Raw genomic sequence first — 13,491 nt, 5'->3', positions numbered from 1 at the left:
TTTATTTATTTATGTCACAAAAATCTCTCCTCCTCGTCATGATTGATGAAAAGATAACTAGGAGGTTTTTTTATATGACTCAAATGTGGGATGTTGTTATTATTGGTGGAGGTTTAGCGGGCTATATAGCAGCCAACTATTTAGCGAAAAGTGATTTATCTATATTAATCCTTGAAAAGGGAAACAAGGTTGGCGGGAGAGCTCAAACAGAGAAAATAAAACAAGATTATTTTAATTTGGGACCTCATGCCCTTTATAAAAAAGGAAAAGCAGCAGTCATTCTCGAAGAGTTAGATATAAAACTGGATGGAGGTTCACCTAAGCTAGGAGGAATATTAACTCGAAACACTAAAGAATATACTGCCCCTTTTAATCCATTGGGACTTCTTACAACAAGTCTACTTAATTGGAAGGAACGGATAGAATGGATTTTTATTTTATCAAAAATTCAACAGGTCGATACACAGGCGTTAGCTGACCAAACCTTTCAAGAATGGGTGGAGAAAGGTGTTCAATCAAAAAACGTCCAATCACTTCTTTTTGTACTTGGTAGGCTTTCAACTTACTGTCATTGTCCTGAGAAAGTTAGCGCAAAAATAGTCGTTACTCACATTAAGACTTCCTTGGGCGGAGTACTCTATTTACATGACGGTTGGCAAACAATCATTGACCAACTCCACAATAAAGCAGTCATAAAAGGTGTACAGATTAAAACTCATTTTATTGTAAAGCAAGTTATACCAACTGAGCATCGTAGTTTAAAAATGATTCTTTCAAATAACGAGGAAATTTTCTGTAAATATGTAATAAGTACAACTGGACCACTTGAACTCACTAATCTATTAGGTGAAATCGAGAATGTAAAAGCGAATAATATTTTTTCCCAACTAACACCTGTCAAAGGTGCTAGTTTAGATATTTCTTTATCTCAACTCCCACACCCTAAGAAGTTATTTGCTTTAGATATGAATGATTCCCTTTATTATTCCGTACATTCAAATGTTGCCTCCCTCTCGGAAAATCGTAAAAACTCGATTGTTCATGTGTTTAAATACTATCACCCTGATGATTCCATTGATTCGATTAAGGTAAGAAATGAGCTTGAACAATTTTTAGAAACGATGCAGCCAGGATGGAGAGACGTTTGTGTTACAAGTCGTTTTCTTCCAAATATCACTGTAAATCAACGCCTTCCCCTAGTTGGGCATGAAAAATATTTCCAACGTTCTGAAACTGAAATCCCTGGATTATATATAGCAGGAGATTGGGCCTCTCCTCATTATATCTTGTCAGAGGGGGCTGCTTGCAGTGGGAAACAAGCAGCAGAGGAAATTATCCAAAAAGAGGTGATTTCGTGCAGATCAGCAATGAAGAGTATAAACAATTGAAACCGTTATTATTTTCTATAGGGTATCGTATGTTAGGTTCAGTAGCTGATGCAGAAGATATCGTCCAAGAAACCTTTTTAAAAGCATATCAAATAGACGATGAGAAGATCGATAACAAGAAAGCATATCTTTGTAAAATCATGACAAATCGCAGCCTTGATGTATTAAAGTCATCAAAGTACAAACGAGAAAAATATATCGGACCATGGAATCCAGAGCCATTGTTATTGCAATCAATGGATCTCAATCCAGCTGAAGTATTATTACAAAAAGAAGGGTTGAGCATAGCTTATTTACGGATGATGGAGCATTTATCACCAAACGAGCGAGCAATACTTTTATTAAGAGAGGTTTTTGATATCTCGTATAGCGAAATTGCTCACATGATTGATAAAAAAGAAGAAAACTGCCGAAAAGTTTTCAGTCGAGCAAAACAAAAGATTGCAAGTGTTGAGGGAGAAAGCTTAGATTACGAGAATAACCTGTCGATCATCAATCGTTTCATTGAAGCGTTTCAGATGCAAAACATGGATACATTATTAAAGCTGCTATCAAAGAATGTCACGCTTTACTCCGATGGTGGAGGAAAGGTCAAAGCTGCTATACGTCCCATCGTTTCCCAGCCTAACGTGCTTTCGCTATTATATGGCATTATAAAAATAGTTCCTGAGGACTTTTCATCCGAATTGAATAATGTCAACGGTCAACCCGCAATAGTAAATTATAGTAAAAACCAGATTCATAGTGTTATTAGCTTCTATATATGTAACGACTTAATTGAAGAAATATATATTATTATGAACCCCGACAAGCTACCAATGAAATAATTATTTAGACTGTTAAATAAAAGGCCCTACTTTTCGAAAGCAGGGCCTGTGTCATTTTATTCATTTGGTGTATAAACATCTTCCCTAGAATGAAAACCATCTTTTATAATCGTCTCATCCAGGTTATTCTTATTCACGGCAATAGGAGCTAATAATACTGATGGAACTTCAATTTTACCATTGTTTATCTTTCTATCAGCAACTATATTTTCCCCTTTTGCCAGCTTAACTGCTAGCTCAGCGGCCTTCTCTGCTAACATGTTCAACGGCTTGTATACAGTCAAGTGTTGTGTTCCACTCACAATGCGCTGGGCAGCTGCAAGCTCCGCATCTTGACCACTTACAGGTATTTTACCTGCAAGTCCATGGGCTTCGAGAGCTTCAATGGCACCACCTGCTGTTGCGTCATTAGCAGCAATGACTGCGTCAATTTGATTATTACTCGCTTTTAAAGCTTCTTCCATGTTTTTATAAGCATTTGTTGGAGTCCAATTCTCGGTCCATTGGTCATACACAATTGTAATGTCTCCTCTGTCTATGTATGGCTGCAGTACGTTAAATACCCCTTTTTTCAACAAATGAGCATTATAATCTGTACTAGCACCACCTATTAATACATATCTCCCTTTTGGCACCAATTTTGTAATTGCCTTTGCTTGAAGCTCACCTACTTGTTCATTATCAAAGGAAATGTACATGTCAATATCAGCATTTTTTACTAGCCTGTCATAAGAAATTACCTTGATTCCTGCTAGATGTGCTTTATTCACAATAGCTGCGGTTGCTTCTGCATTGTTGGGTACAACAACTAAAAGGTCAACTCCTTGGCTGATTAGTGTCTCTGCTTGTAAAATTTGCTTGGCATCATCTTCATTCGCAGCCATTATTTCTACTTCTGCGCCTAAATTCTCAACCGCTTCTTTAAAAAGTTCTCGATCTCTTAACCACCGTTCTTCCTCTAATGTATCCATCGAAAATCCAATTTTTATTTTTTCCTCCTCGGATGATTTATCAGGAGAATTGTTTTTTCCAACTGCAGTAGAGTCTGTCGTTGCTCTAGTTTCAGGTGCATTCTCGCAAGCAGATGTAAAAAAGATTAGCGTGAGTGTGAACATAATCAATCTAGCATTGGAAAATCCCCGATCCATTTGCTCTCTCTCCTATCCGACTAAACTAAATACCAAGAAGCGTCTTTCGGTATTTATTTGGTGAAACCGCAACCATTTTTTTAAACACCTTACTGAAGTAATTTGGGTCATGATAACCAACTTCAAAGGTAATTTCCTTTATACTCTTATCAGGATCACACATTAATTTCTTTGCTTTCTCAATCCTACACTCGGTTAAAAAATCAATATAGTTAATTCCAAGTTTTTCTTTAAACATCTTACTTATATAAATCGGGCTGAGTCCTACTTTCTTTGCAAGTGCATCTAATGATATATCCTCGTGGGAGTGATCAATAATGTATTGTTTGATTTGTTGAATGGTATCTGATTCTAATTTTTCATAATGATTTACATATGATTGCCGCATCCGATCTAGAATTTGTATCGTTTCTAATCTCAGTTGACGGTAGTCAGTAAATTGAGAAGAATATAGAGGGCTATCCGTTTCTACTCCCATTTCACTCAAGACACGAGATACGATCCAAAGTACCTCCAACATCCGTTGTTGCGTTTTTACCAACTCTGTCCCATCGTTCTCGTATACTTGTAATATATTCAAAACGTTCAGTCGAATATAATCCCAATTACCAAGGCGAATTTGATCAAAAAATTCTTTTTTCTGGTGTGGAGCAAGCTGCCCATTACTAGTATCCCCTAAAATTGACATATCCTTATAGAAACGGTACTTAATTGGTAGGGTTGTATCCATCGTTGCAACAAGTGCATCTTGATACGATTGCTTGATGTGATCTAGTGAGTAACACACCTCACCAACACCGATAAACCATCCCGTTCCTTGTTGTGCTTGAGAAAGGGAAAGTATCTCTCGTGCAAGTGATGTTGCTTGAGAACGGTAGGATTTCTCAGGCTGTCTGAAAACAATAATTGGAAGCTGGCTCCCGTAGAGCGCTCCTACCCATCCACTATTTGTTTGTCTAACTTTCTCTTTTACTTTGGAATATACATGCTCTGACCCTGTAGGAAAAATCACAAGCATAACAAACATTTCATTTGTCGATTGAATATCAAGCATCTCCACGAGCATATCTACATGGACTTCGTGGACGTGATCAAACAATAATTGTGTTACCACATCCGTTTCAACGAGAGTTAGTGTTTTTTGTAGTGCACTTTGCTGATACTGACTTAATGCAAGAGTTTTTCGTTCTTCTTCAATCTGTTTGAGAACCTTGCCTACCGTTACTACAATGTCACTTGCTTTACTAGGCTTTAGCAAATAATCCTTCACTCCAAGTTTAATGGCGTGACGCATATAATCAAAAGTATCGTACGCAGTCACCATGATAAATTTGATATGCGGATGATTCGCACTGATCTGTTCCACTGCCTCGAGTCCGTTCATTCCGGGCATCTTGATATCCATAAATATCACATCAGGTTGAAACTCCGAAGCCATTTGAACAGCCATTTTCCCATTTTTCGCTTGTTTGATTATATGTTCAGGGTAGGTTTTTTCTAAAATGGCTTGCATGCCTTCTCTTTCTATTTGTTCGTCATCTACGATTAGAAGTTTGATCATCCTTTATCCACCCCTTCCTTTTGAATATATAATACAACCTTCGTTCCATTTCCTTTATCACTAAAGATATCAATTACATGATCATAACCGTAAAATAAACGCAGTCGTTTTACGACATTGCTGAATCCAATTCCTGTAGAATGGCCTTCCATTTCCATCGTGTTTTCTTCAAGAATTTGCTGAATTTTCTTTTTGTCCATCCCTTTTCCATCGTCTTCAATTTCAATTGTAATCATGTCTTCTCCATCCTTCACTCGGAACCAGATGATACCGCCTTCTTCTCTCGGCTCAATGGCATGAATCACTGCATTTTCAATAATAGGTTGAAGAGTGAGGGCTGGAATACGTACAGATAGGCAATCTTCATCTACATCCAAGTACAATTTCAGGCGTTCAGTAAACCTTGCTTTTTGAATATCCATATATTGTTTTAATACAGCAACCTCCTCATACAAAGTTACTGATCGGTCAATTTGTTTTAAATTATATCGAAGCAATCCTGCAACGCTGACAAGAAGATCACTAGTTTCTTCAGAGCCCTCTAAATATGCCTTCTTAGAAAGTGTATTAAGAGTGTTAAATAAAAAGTGCGGATTAATCTGGCTCTGTAGACTTCGAAATTGACTTTCTTGTAATAAAATCTTATTCTCTTGAAGTTCCCGTTCAAGCTGTGCCTTATTCTTAATTTCCAAGATTAGGTTATTAATATTGTTACGCATTCGGTCAAAGGTTCTAGCAAGAAAGGCAATCTCATCATTTGTCTCCACCTTAATTTCAACATCAAATTTTCCATTTGATAGCTCGTTGGCTGCTTGAGTTAACTTAAGGACAGGTCTCGTAATCCCTAATGAAAACCAGTACGTAATAAGAATAAGTACAAAGGTAATTAACAACAACAACCACATACCAAGTTTTATAACCTCTCCGGATCGTTCAATGATGCTTCGATAAAACTTGTCATGGGTCTTTAATTCTGTATCAAGTAAGGTCAAAGTCATCTCAGATATATAATTGGAAATATTCATCGCCTCCGTAAATTCCTTAGTGGAGGCCTCCGTATCTTTTTCTGAATAATAGAGTAGGAATCTGTCTGTCGTTTCTTGAAGACTATCAATGAGATTAATATAATTGGACAAAGTGAAGTTGTTCTCTGGGTTCCTTAGTGTATCCACATCCAGTTTTGCTTCTATTAACCCTTCCTCGCTATGCTCAAGCAGATCTAGATTTTCAGGGGTAGGCTTGAGCATATAGTTATTGAGATCGGTGATTAATTGCTGGCTTGCGTTCGTTACCTCGTTCAGACTTAAATATCGTTGAAGAATTTCGTTATATTGATTTTGCGTTTTATGATTATAATATGTAAGCGTTACCCAAATTACGGACATAATCACAAGAACCACTGTTGTTAACGTAAGAATTTTTTTCTGAATACTGTTCATTGTACGTCTACCGCTTTCAAAAAATGAATATCTGTAAAATACCCGTCTATATCAAGAGGAACCGTATCACCATTTAACCACTCCATGATCAATTGAACGCTAATTTCTCCCATCATCTCGGGTGATTGCTTAACAATCCCGTCCAGTTTTTCTTCCTTTAGTAAAGTTAATGTTTCAGGACCATCGTCAAACGAATAAATGAAATAAGGCTCTACTTGAGAACGCTTTCCAATTTCCTGAACCATTCCCGCAGCAAAATTCGCATTAACAGCTATAAAAGCATCCACGTCTGGATTACGATTCATAACATCTTGAGTAGTGGTAAGAACTTGCTCTCTTGTTTCCGATGTTTGGGCAAGAACCGTTTTAATATTTGGATACACATTTAAAACATCTTGTATTCCACTTAGTCTCTGTGTCTGATAATATTCATGCTCACTATCGTACATTAACACCACGGTCCCTGATGTACCCATTTCTTTCATTAGCTCATTTGCTAGCATTCGGCCGGCTTGATACTGATCAGAACCAACAAAAGTTCTTCTAAAGCTCTCTGACATGGGAACATCATTTGCTACAGTTATGATAGGAATTCCATAAAACGATGCTTTTATTTTTGTTAAATCTTTAAACTCTGCGTTATCTAAACCTTGTACAATGATCCCATCTACTTTTGAAAAAAGAGCGATTTCAATTTTCTCTAAAAAGTCCTCCTGATTGTTTCCGTAGCTACCCCAAACCTCTAGACTTGCCCCTTCCTTCAAGGCTTGCTTTCGAGCGCCACTCTCTACCTGATCCCAGAAGGATGTTTCCATATCTTGAGTAATTAATACAAGACGATGCTGATCCACATTTTGATTCGTACTTTGAGATAGCTGCCAATCCGAGCGAAAAACTTTTTTTGCAGATATAAAAGTAAAATAGCAAAGGATAATGAAAATAAGGGATAGTAAAAATATACTAGTTTTTCGCACTTGACTGATCCTCTTTCTACTTATAGTAAACTACTCTCATCATATCATCTACCTGCAATTCTTCAAAATATTTAGTTGGAATTTTCAGCTTTTTTGCGGTTGATTTTAGAGGGGAAGGAGCGGGGACGCCAATATAAAAAGATAGAGGGATTACCCTATGTAATCCCTCTTCTACGTATCTATCGTTTTTTTCTAGTCATAACGTCAAAAATTACGGCTAAGGCTAATACACCACCTCGGATGATATATTGATAAGAAATACCAACTCCTAGTAGGTTCATCCCATTAGATAACGATGCCATAACAATCGCACCGATGATGGCTCCCGTTACTTTTCCGACTCCACCAGCGGCAGAAACTCCACCGACGTACGCAGCCGCAACAGCATCTAGTTCGAATAATGTCCCAGCAGTTGTGGTTGCTGATTGCAAGCGTGAAGTAAATAAAATTCCAGAAAGGGCAGCTAGCATTCCCATCGAACCAAATACCATATAAGTGATCTTCTTTACATTAATCCCACTAAGATGGGCTGCTTCTGGGTTACTACCTACTGCAAAAACATGTCTTCCAAGCACAGTCTTTGTGGTTAGGAAGTGATACACAATAACAACTAGCAGTATAATCATAACCGTCCATGAGATTCCATTATAACCTGCTAAAATCCATGTTAAGTAGGCGATAATTGCTGAAATGCAAACCAACTTTAAAATAAATATTCCGTTTGATATCACTTCAAAATCATACTTAATCTTGTTTCTGCGTGTAGAAATTTCGCCATAGATATAAAACAGAATTCCTACTAAGCCAACTATTAAGGAAAGTAAATGAAGACCGTTGATTTGAAGAAGTGAAGGAATAAAGCCATTACCAATCGCATTAAATCGATCATCCTGAATGATAATGGTTCCTGTCTTTTCTGTTACCTGCAGTAATGCTCCTCTAAAAACTAACCAACCTGCCAATGTAGCAACAAAGGAGGGAATTCCAATTTGGGCAACTAGAAAACCGTTTAGTAGACCAACCACAATCCCTAAAATGAGAATGATAGGTATGGTAATGTAAATAGACACTCCTGCTTGTGTAAGAAGGATCGCGGCAATAGCTCCAAGAAAACCAGCAACATAACCAACTGATAAATCGATATGTCGAATAACAATGACAAGCGTCATACCTACAGCTAATACAGCAATATAACCTGCTGAATCTAGTAAGTTACTTATATTACGTGAAGACATAAATAGTCCGTCCGTCATAATTGAGAAGGTAAGAATAATGACAATAAGGGCAATATACATGCCATAGTCACGGATATTTTCACTGATCAACGATTTCGCTTCTTTGTAAATACTCATTAAATTAACCTCCTATTGCGTAGCAAGCTGCATAATATTTTCTTGGTTTGCTTCATCTATTGACAACTCACCTTTTATTTCACCTTGAGCCATTACGTACACTCGATCGCTCATTCCTAATACTTCACCGAGTTCTGATGAAATCATAATAATACTCATGCCTTGTTTAATTAACTCGTTCATAACCGTATATATTTCAAATTTTGCACCCACATCTATCCCACGAGTAGGCTCATCAAGAATTAACAGTTTGGGTCCAACAAACAGCCATTTTCCTAAAGACACCTTTTGCTGGTTCCCTCCACTTAAGTTACCAACTAATTGCTCTAGGGAAGAGGCTTTTATCGTTAATGATTTTTTATAATGGTCTGCAATCTTAATCTCCTCATTGTCATTGATCATGCCATTTGAGGAAATTCCCTTTAGATTCGCGGCCGATATATTGTTTTTAATGTCTTGAATTAAAAACAATCCATCGCCCTTTCTGTCCTCGGTAACGTAAGCAATTCCTGTTTTTATCGCATCACTTGGATGCTTGAGTATTTTTGAGATTCCTGCTATGACTAAATCTCCTTCTACCTTATAGGACTTTGCATTACCAAAAATACTCAGCGCAAGTTCAGTACGTCCAGAACCCATAAGTCCTGCAATCCCTACTATTTCACCTTTCTTCACGTGTAGATTTACATTTTTCACTACTTTTCTACCTAATTGAGGATCATAGGCAGACCAATTATACAATTCAAGAATTTTCCCTCCGAATGCTTGCTTTTCTCTTTTTGGATAAATATCTTCTATCGCACGACCAACCATGTTCTTAATGATTGTGCTCTCATTGATTTCACCCTTTGCTGCATCCAACGTACAAATGGTTTGACCGTCACGAAGAACGGTTGCTTTATCTGCGATGGAAATAACTTCTTTTAGCTTGTGTGAAATCATAATACAAGTGATTCCTTGGTTCTTAAGTTCACGTAATAACTCAAGCAGGTTTTCACTATCATCTTCATTCAGGGCTGCGGTCGGTTCGTCGAGAATAAGCAGTTTAACATCCTTGCTTAGAGCTTTTGCGATTTCAACTAGTTGACGTTTCCCTACCCCTAAATCTTTAATGAGTGTATCCGGATTGACATCTAGCTTCACTTTGTTTAGCATTTTTTTCGCTTCAGCAATGGTTTTATTCCAGTCCACAATGCCACCGTTTTTCACTTCATTGCCAGCAAAAATATTTTCATATACAGTTAGGTCAGGAAATAAAGCCAGCTCCTGATAAATAATAACGATTCCTGTTTTTACGCTGTCACTAATCTTGTTAAACTGTTGTACATTTCCTTCGTACAGAATATCTCCTTCGTAGGATCCATAAGGATACACTCCGCTTAGCACCTTCATCAGTGTTGACTTTCCTGCACCGTTTTCACCTATTAGACAATGAATCTCACCTTTTTCCACTTTGAAATTCACATCGCTTAGTGCTTTTACTCCTGAAAAATTCTTGGAGATTTGTTTCATCTCCAAAATATACTCACTCATTTGTATACCCCCTTTACAAGACAACTGTTACAATTACGAAATAGTGATAGACCACTCTACCACTATTTCGCAACAAACTCTGTTTTTTTTTTAAAGTCCAGAAAATTCGCTGGCTTCGTAGTAACCTGAGTCAATTAATTCACTCTTCACGTTTTCCTCATCAACAACGATAACATCTGTTTGTTTCGCTTTTACTTCAACTTCTCCATTATCGTAGCTACCTGTCGTTTCAGGTGTCTTTCCATCAAGGATATCAACTGCCATTCCCATTGCATCCGTAACAAGGGTACGAACATCCTTAAATACAGTCATTGATTGTTTGCCATCGATTACATATTGAATAGATGCTTTTTCAGCGTCTTGTCCAGTTACTACAAAGCTAGTAACTTCTCCGTCAGAAGAGAATACGTCTGCAATAGAACGAGCTGTACCATCGTTCGGCGCAAGAATAGCTACATCACCCTTCATATCTGCACCAACAGCTGTTAGGTGTGTTTGAGCTTTGTTTTTCGCTTCATTTGGATCCCAGTTTGTTGTTACTTGGCCAAGAATTTTACTCATTTCATCACGAGTTAATTCCGCTTTATCCTTTAATTTCTCAGCTTCACTTGAGTTTGCAATGGTAAATGTTCCATCAGCAATCTTCGGTTGAAGAACGCTCCAAGCTCCTTCAAAGAACAAGAAAGCATTATTATCAGAAGAAGCACCAGCATATAAATACAATGGAACATTTGAACCTTCTGCGGAATCAATTAAGTATTGACCTTGTGCCGCACCTACAGCGAGACTATCAAATGTTACATAGTAATCTACTGCATCTGTATTTGTAATTAAACGGTCGTAAGCAATAACCGTAACTCCGTCCTTCTTCGCAGCTTCAACAGCAGCCGCTGCAGCCTCACCGTCTTGAGGGCTAATGATTAGTACTTCAATACCTTTATTTAATAATGTTTCTACATTTTCTTTTTCCTTAGCAGATGAACCTTGGCTAAATAAGATTTCTGTAGTATATTCTGAGCCTGATAGAGCATCTTTGAATCTTTGTTCGTCTTGAACCCATCTTGGTTCATCCTTAGTTGGTAATACGATTCCTACACTTACTTTGCTACTGCTGCTTCCACCACCGCTACTTTCACTGTTACACGCGGCTAGCACACCTGCCACTAACATAAAAGCTAGCATTAAAGAAATCGTTCTCAAAAACTTTCTCATCTTGTTTCCCCCTTAATATTTTTGTTCTCAATTGGTTACAAGTTAATTATAAAAAGTCGAAGATTAGTATGTAAGCGTTAACACTAGCATTGTTTTGGTATCGTCTGCACTTTTTTATTCTATAGTACAAAAAGAGTGGACCTGGTTGACCCAGACCCACTCTTTAATCACATTTATTTAACTACTCTTTTCAAAAACAGATAATGCTTGCATGACAAACTGATTGATCTCTTCTTCATCTGCTTTGCTTGGATTAAATTCTATTCTTAACGGTTCTCCTAAGCATACACCATTCTGATTCTCAATTAATTCCTTAAGCTTATCTAATGCACCACAGAATTCAGGATATGAAGTGTCTCCTGATCCAAATAGGGCAAATGGCTTCTCGTTTAAGTCTAACTGTTCCACTTCTTCAATAATATCTAGACATTCATCCGGATAATCTCCATCTCCCCAAGTATACATTCCTATAAAAATTAGGTCGTAAAGTAAGAAATCGCTAGCAGGTAGGCTAAGCATATCCTTCAGATCTACATCATGGTTATGCTTTTTTAGTTGTTCAACTATTAAATCTGCGATCGCTTCTGTATTTCCTGACATACTTGCATATATAACACCAATTTTCATGATCATCTCTCCTAGTGAACTAGTTTTGTCATTTCATAGCTTCGATCAATCCACTTGCTTTCGATAGGAGAACTAATAAACAATTCATCCTTACAGCCAGCTCCTCTGAAGCCATGCCCTTCTATTGTTTCAATAGGTAATAGAATATGTCTCTGTTTGTTAATTTCATATAATCTAGAATATCCGTATTCATCCTTACTTGTGGTTGTATATAAGTTCTTTCCTACGTTGAATACATCTAGAAATGCCTTTTCAGAGATGGTTTGTTCAAATGTTTTCCATCTAGATCCACGAAGTGACTTCATCTCTATAGATCCTTCTTTAGACCTCGCATTTCCTTTTGCAATAAACATGCAATCCTCACAATCTATATAAATGGAAGAAATCATGGAGTTTGATTCTTTTTTTACAAGGGTTAATTCACCACTTTCCAAAGAAAAACTCCATAAACCACCTGATTCTCTATTAATCTGAGTACCAATGTATAAGTGTTCTTTATACAAAAATAAGGAGCGGATGAATGGTTTAATAGACAATTCTTTAAAAGGATGGATAACAGACCAGTTGGAACCAAAGTTATATGAAATATAAAGCTTGCTTCCTACATGGGTAATAATAAGACCTGACTCATTCCCTGTGATGTCCCAAAGTCGTTGTGGTGTTGGGAAGAATGTATGTGTCCATTTATTGTTATAAGGGTTATAACGAACAATCAGCCCATTGTCTCCTATCCCAAAAATATATGGAGAAATACATACTAGCTTATAAATGCTGTGTGAAAGGGGGTACTGCAAGAGCCATTCACCTTTTTCAAAAGAGTATAGACCTGCATTTTTCACAGCCACAATAAACGGTAATCTAGAGGTGGATAAAACTGCAGTAGACCCTTTTTCAAACATATGTAAGCTTCTCCCCCTTATTGACCCATTGATATACTGACTTCGCAAACTGTCTGCATTCGTCTACTTCCGCATCTGCTTCAGGACTAAGCTCTACCTTTAATTTCCCCTCAAATACATCACAGCCCTGTTCATGCAGTGTCGTTGCCATGATATCCACTGCCATACAAAACTTAGGATAGAGCGTATCACCTGAGCCAAAGCAAGCAGCCTTTACTCCATTTAAATTTAGTTTTTTGAGATCATCGAAAAACTCTTCGACCTCATATGGCAGATCCCCATCTCCCCAGGTGTATGCACCAAAGAAGATACAATCGTAGTCTTTTAAAGAATGTACATCTACTGTTTCTAAATCAAGTAGATCTACCTCACATCCACATTCAAGAAGAGTTTCCTCCAAAATATTCGCCATATCCTCTGTATTACCGGACATACTTACATAGCCAATAAATATTTTCACTGTTCTCCTCCCCTAATTGAAAATGATTATCATTATTAACAACTTAAATATAATCGATAATGATTCTCAAT

Annotated in this window: 12 protein-coding genes; 2 read left to right on the top strand and 10 right to left on the bottom strand. The window is 37.3% G+C overall.

Features of this window, described 5'->3' with window-relative positions; all coding sequences use genetic code 11:
• Positions 1-74 precede the first annotated feature (74 nt).
• Together ACGLXV_RS19600 and ACGLXV_RS19595 are read left to right on the top strand one after the other, a co-directional pair.
• Positions 75-1,388, top strand: coding sequence for a phytoene desaturase family protein (locus tag ACGLXV_RS19600; protein ID WP_391559996.1), 1,314 nt, complete (start codon positions 75-77; stop codon positions 1,386-1,388).
• Complete coding sequence (locus ACGLXV_RS19595) at positions 1,355-2,215, top strand: RNA polymerase sigma-70 factor (protein ID WP_391559995.1); 861 nt, start codon at positions 1,355-1,357, stop codon at positions 2,213-2,215. The genes ACGLXV_RS19600 and ACGLXV_RS19595 overlap by 34 nt, the downstream gene beginning before the upstream one ends.
• A 56-nt stretch (positions 2,216-2,271) precedes the next feature.
• Here ACGLXV_RS19595 and xylF read toward each other — a convergent pair whose 3' ends face one another.
• From xylF to ACGLXV_RS19545, 10 genes are all read right to left on the bottom strand, one after another.
• On the bottom strand, positions 2,272-3,363 hold the full coding sequence (gene xylF / locus ACGLXV_RS19590) for a D-xylose ABC transporter substrate-binding protein (RefSeq protein ID WP_391559994.1): 1,092 nt from the start codon (positions 3,361-3,363) through the stop codon (positions 2,272-2,274).
• Positions 3,364-3,388: 25 nt separating this feature from the next.
• Positions 3,389-4,924 (bottom strand): response regulator, encoded by a 1,536-nt coding sequence (locus tag ACGLXV_RS19585; protein ID WP_391559993.1) that lies wholly within the window; start codon positions 4,922-4,924, stop codon positions 3,389-3,391.
• Positions 4,921-6,363 (bottom strand): sensor histidine kinase, encoded by a 1,443-nt coding sequence (locus ACGLXV_RS19580; protein WP_391559992.1) that lies wholly within the window; start codon positions 6,361-6,363, stop codon positions 4,921-4,923. Before ACGLXV_RS19580 ends, ACGLXV_RS19585 begins: the two co-directional genes overlap by 4 nt.
• A complete protein-coding gene (locus tag ACGLXV_RS19575; RefSeq protein ID WP_391559991.1) occupies positions 6,360-7,337 on the bottom strand; it encodes a sugar ABC transporter substrate-binding protein in 978 nt (325 codons plus the stop codon). The genes ACGLXV_RS19580 and ACGLXV_RS19575 overlap by 4 nt, the downstream gene beginning before the upstream one ends.
• Before the next feature lie 179 nt (positions 7,338-7,516).
• Positions 7,517-8,689, bottom strand: coding sequence for a sugar ABC transporter permease (locus ACGLXV_RS19570; RefSeq protein WP_119706855.1), 1,173 nt, complete (start codon positions 8,687-8,689; stop codon positions 7,517-7,519).
• 12 nt (positions 8,690-8,701) lie between these two features.
• Positions 8,702-10,222 (bottom strand): sugar ABC transporter ATP-binding protein, encoded by a 1,521-nt coding sequence (locus ACGLXV_RS19565; RefSeq protein ID WP_119706854.1) that lies wholly within the window; start codon positions 10,220-10,222, stop codon positions 8,702-8,704.
• Positions 10,223-10,312: 90 nt separating this feature from the next.
• Positions 10,313-11,434 carry a sugar ABC transporter substrate-binding protein gene (locus ACGLXV_RS19560; protein WP_391559990.1) on the bottom strand — a complete coding sequence of 374 codons (1,122 nt, stop codon included), beginning with the start codon at positions 11,432-11,434 and terminating at the stop codon, positions 10,313-10,315.
• Between the two features lie 177 nt (positions 11,435-11,611).
• Positions 11,612-12,061, bottom strand: a complete 450-nt coding sequence (locus ACGLXV_RS19555) for a flavodoxin (RefSeq protein ID WP_391559989.1) — start codon at positions 12,059-12,061, stop codon at positions 11,612-11,614.
• Positions 12,062-12,072: 11 nt separating this feature from the next.
• Positions 12,073-12,960, bottom strand: coding sequence for a hypothetical protein (locus ACGLXV_RS19550; RefSeq protein WP_391559988.1), 888 nt, complete (start codon positions 12,958-12,960; stop codon positions 12,073-12,075).
• A complete protein-coding gene (locus ACGLXV_RS19545; protein WP_391559987.1) occupies positions 12,953-13,420 on the bottom strand; it encodes a flavodoxin in 468 nt (155 codons plus the stop codon). The genes ACGLXV_RS19550 and ACGLXV_RS19545 overlap by 8 nt, the downstream gene beginning before the upstream one ends.
• Positions 13,421-13,491: the final 71 nt, after the last annotated feature.

The organism is Robertmurraya sp. (genome assembly GCF_036676585.1).
In the GTDB taxonomy this organism is placed as follows: domain Bacteria; phylum Bacillota; class Bacilli; order Bacillales; family Cytobacillaceae; genus Robertmurraya_A.
This window is presented reverse-complemented; position numbering and strand designations above follow the sequence as displayed.

Bases quoted from the DNA above. Each gene is read 5' to 3' on its own strand.
- ACGLXV_RS19600 (WP_391559996.1), top strand. From the start codon at position 75: ATGACTCAAATGTGGGATGTTGTTATTATTGGTGGAGGTTTAGCGGGC.
- xylF (WP_391559994.1), bottom strand. From the start codon at position 3,363: ATGGATCGGGGATTTTCCAATGCTAGATTGATTATGTTCACACTCACG.
- ACGLXV_RS19585 (WP_391559993.1), bottom strand. From the start codon at position 4,924: ATGATCAAACTTCTAATCGTAGATGACGAACAAATAGAAAGAGAAGGC.
- ACGLXV_RS19580 (WP_391559992.1), bottom strand. From the start codon at position 6,363: ATGAACAGTATTCAGAAAAAAATTCTTACGTTAACAACAGTGGTTCTT.
- ACGLXV_RS19570 (WP_119706855.1), bottom strand. From the start codon at position 8,689: ATGAGTATTTACAAAGAAGCGAAATCGTTGATCAGTGAAAATATCCGT.
- ACGLXV_RS19565 (WP_119706854.1), bottom strand. From the start codon at position 10,222: ATGAGTGAGTATATTTTGGAGATGAAACAAATCTCCAAGAATTTTTCA.
- ACGLXV_RS19560 (WP_391559990.1), bottom strand. From the start codon at position 11,434: ATGAGAAAGTTTTTGAGAACGATTTCTTTAATGCTAGCTTTTATGTTA.
- ACGLXV_RS19555 (WP_391559989.1), bottom strand. From the start codon at position 12,061: ATGAAAATTGGTGTTATATATGCAAGTATGTCAGGAAATACAGAAGCG.
- ACGLXV_RS19550 (WP_391559988.1), bottom strand. From the start codon at position 12,960: ATGTTTGAAAAAGGGTCTACTGCAGTTTTATCCACCTCTAGATTACCG.